This window comes from Bacillus sp. 5mfcol3.1 (genome assembly GCF_900114335.1).
GTDB lineage: Bacteria > Bacillota > Bacilli > Bacillales > Bacillaceae_G > Bacillus_A > Bacillus_A thuringiensis_S.
Window position 1 is genome coordinate 1 of record NZ_FOST01000043.1, and the last position, 3,067, is coordinate 3,067.

Genomic DNA, 3,067 nt, shown 5'->3' on the forward strand with positions numbered 1-3,067 from the left:
GCATCACAAGCTCATAGTGTTAAAACTTTTGATGGAAAAACATACGAACTGAAAGGCACCATCGCAATTGAAAATAGCACAGGAAGCATTGAAAAGGTGGCTCAAATTTATTATCAAGTGCGCTCGGTTAGAGATGAACATCAAAACTTAATTGCCAAACGAAAAAATAAACATGCGGAATTAGTAGCTGTAAAACAAAAGTGTAAATAAAAAAAGCGATTTTGAAGTGTGCTGAGAACATAGCACAAAGTAAGTTGTTCTTTGACAATTTAGATATATATTGTGTACCTCTTCCTTTCAGTAAAGATGTAGAAAGGTGAAATATACAATATATATGCGTGCCTCCCCTCAAAAGGTCACTAGAGGGGTTAGGTATACGATTATCGTTAGGTGAGTAAGAACGTAAAACTCATCTGTGACCACTGGGAAATACATTGTATCAAAAATCTGTTTGCGCTAGTGATCGTGAGGAATATCCCATTTTGACATTCTGAAGAAGCGATGAGCCATACAAACAGTAGATACATAAGGTTCTACGTTCATGCCAAAATACGTAGTGCAGTATTGGGCATATAGAGGCTAGGTCGGGGTTAGTTTCTATACGCATGCCAATACAGGGTTCGTCATTCCAGCCATAAATGATGTTTCCATTTTCTATCCCACTTTCCTTTAAATGTTATAAAATAAAGACAGATGTTGAAGTTTAAATGTGTCTCATCACACTTCAAAATCGCTTATACAAATATGACATAGGGAGGAAAATACATGAGTCGAAAAGGGTGGGTCATTTCCGCTGTTGTTGGACTGTTAATTGCAATTGGTATTGGTTCAACATTTGTCTTTAGTTCGGGAAAAGGGGAAATAATGGAACTTAGTCCGTTAGAAATGAAGAAGTTCATGAGTGAAGATGGCACAGGTTTTGTTATGTTAAGCGCTGACAAGAAAAAGCGAGAAGATTGGCTTCATTTTGTAAAAAAAGTAGCTAAACAAGAAAATGTTGAAGTACACGAGTTAGATGAAGAACGTGAGGATATACCAGGTACCAGCAATCCACATGATTGGGGGCTATCTCAAAGACGAAGTTCTCTTGCGTACTATGAAAAAGGAAAGCCGAAAAAAGATATTAAGCTGTCAGAAATTAAAGCATCAGAGCTTGAAAAAGAAATTAGTTTTTTTGTTAAAAATTGCAAAGAACAATATCAGAAGTAATCACATAATCATTGAAAGACCTGTGGTGTGATGTCAAGTAGGTATTTTAGTACTTGAACTATTAAATCTAGTATTACAGCTTAAAAAAGGCAATAGGAAACTAGACCATCAACCAATTGTGAATTAATGGTATTTAAAGGAAAGGAAAGATGTCGCTAGATATCATCTATCAACGCCCCTTCCAGGCGCGTAAATTTGGTTATTGCGTAGTAGCGCATCAACCAAACGCACAAATTTTCTTGCAGTTAAGACGAGGGCACGTTTGTGCTTATGTTTAGGCACTTCTGCAGACTTTTTCGTATAATAATCACGATATTCAGGTACATGACGTCTTACGGAGTTGGCGGCTTCAACTAGGTAATAATGTAAGTACGGATTTCCTGATTTTGTTAAGGATGTATTTTCTGCAGTAAAGCGACCAGACTGGTATTTTTTCCAGAAGAGGCCTGCATATTTTGCGATACGTGTTTCATCGGCAAAGCGGTCAATTTGACCAATCTCAGCGACAATACCTGCCGCGAATACAGGACCTACACCAGGAATACTGTCAAGGGTTTGCGGTAACGTTGACATCAAACTTTCTATACCTTTCTCAATCTCCTTAATTTGAGCTTGATAGGTGCGCATAATCTGAATAGAGGTGCTTAGTAAGAGATCAATAGAATCTTCTACGACTTTGCTTAATCTATACGAACCTTTAACAGCTTTTTGGATGGATTTCGCTACGTCTTCTGGATTACCAAAACGCTTTTTTCCTTTTTCCTGAAGGAAAAAAACGAGCTCTTGTAAAGGCATTTGAGCCATTTCTTCTAAACTAAATCGTTCTAGAAATAATTCCATCATGGCATTTCCGAATACAGAGGATTCAACGTCTTGAGTAAATTGGCTGCATTTCAATCCTAGGTGTTGAAGAAAATGTTGTTTTTCTTTCGTCAAAGCATGTACGAGTTGATAGCGAGAACGAGTTAATTGTTGTAAGGCCATATATTGTTCTTCTTTTACAATAGACATCGTATGGCGACCAAAACGAACATAGTCTGCAATGACAAATGCATCAATTGTATCGGTTTTATCCATTTCCGGATAGCTTTTTTTAAAATTTGAAATTTGTTTTGGATTAATCATAAATACCTGAGAACCGTAGGTTCTAAGTTCCTTGTCATTATGAAGGAACATGGCTGGGTGGTAGCTATAAATTGATGTAGATTCTAATCCAATCTTAATGATTTTACAATTGGATTTAGAAGCTGTGTCTAGAATTTTTTTCTTTAAAATCAAAGCGCCAGGTAAATCATTTGTAATAGTGAATGATTGTAAACAATCCCCTTCACCATTTAAAAAACAAATTTTCGCATCTTGAGAGCTCACATCTAAACCTACAAATAATTTCATGAGAAAACTCCTCCTTTCTTTTAGAATCACTGGAAACTTTCTTGGACGTCTGGGGATATCCCTAGTGTGATCGCTGACCAACATCCTCGTGTATAAGAACTTATTCTTACTCCAAAAGCCGCCCTAGCGCTACTAACAGCTAGGTTTGAAGTAAGGGGAACAGCCTGTGAGTAGGAAGCATAAAGCGAACACTGGGAAACAGTCTTTCCTTGTAGTTATATCTACAGGTGGTGAAGGAATTGTCCCAAATGATCCTTACTTTCATTATCTAGGAATATCCTCGGACGTCCAAGAAAATATAGATTAAATATGTCCGACAAAAAGTAATTAAACATAATATACGAGGTGGTGATATAGTGGCGATTACACAGAGGGAATTAAAAAAAGAAAAAGATATGGTAGCAAACCTATTAAGAGCCAATGGTCAGGATTATAACCATTGGCTTCATTTACATCATCAGAAATA

The 3,067-nt window shown here is 36.8% G+C and carries 4 protein-coding genes; 3 read left to right on the forward strand and 1 reads right to left on the reverse strand.

Annotation, left to right across the window (positions count from 1 at the left end; genetic code table 11):
* Positions 1–210, forward strand: a 210-nt coding sequence (locus tag BM089_RS30200; protein ID WP_090979167.1) for a hypothetical protein, incomplete at its 5' end; no start/stop codon positions are given.
* A gap of 555 nt (positions 211–765) precedes the next feature.
* Positions 766–1,209 carry a hypothetical protein gene (locus BM089_RS30205; protein ID WP_090979169.1) on the forward strand — a complete coding sequence of 148 codons (444 nt, stop codon included), beginning with the start codon at positions 766–768 and terminating at the stop codon, positions 1,207–1,209.
* Positions 1,210–1,371: 162 nt separating this feature from the next.
* On the opposite strand, the gene BM089_RS30210 is transcribed toward BM089_RS30205, so the two are convergent.
* Positions 1,372–2,601 (reverse strand): IS110 family RNA-guided transposase, encoded by a 1,230-nt coding sequence (locus BM089_RS30210; RefSeq protein ID WP_090979172.1) that lies wholly within the window; start codon positions 2,599–2,601, stop codon positions 1,372–1,374.
* Positions 2,602–2,767: 166 nt separating this feature from the next.
* On the opposite strand from BM089_RS30210, the gene BM089_RS31305 reads away from it, so the two are divergent.
* On the forward strand, positions 2,768–2,908 hold the full coding sequence (locus BM089_RS31305) for a hypothetical protein (protein WP_014990590.1): 141 nt from the start codon (positions 2,768–2,770) through the stop codon (positions 2,906–2,908).
* Positions 2,909–3,067: the final 159 nt, after the last annotated feature.

What these genes read in the sequence shown, in the direction of transcription:
- BM089_RS30205 (WP_090979169.1), top strand. Translation starts at nt 766, where the DNA reads ATGAGTCGAAAAGGGTGGGTCATTTCCGCTGTTGTTGGACTGTTAATT.
- BM089_RS30210 (WP_090979172.1), bottom strand. Translation starts at nt 2,601, where the DNA reads ATGAAATTATTTGTAGGTTTAGATGTGAGCTCTCAAGATGCGAAAATT.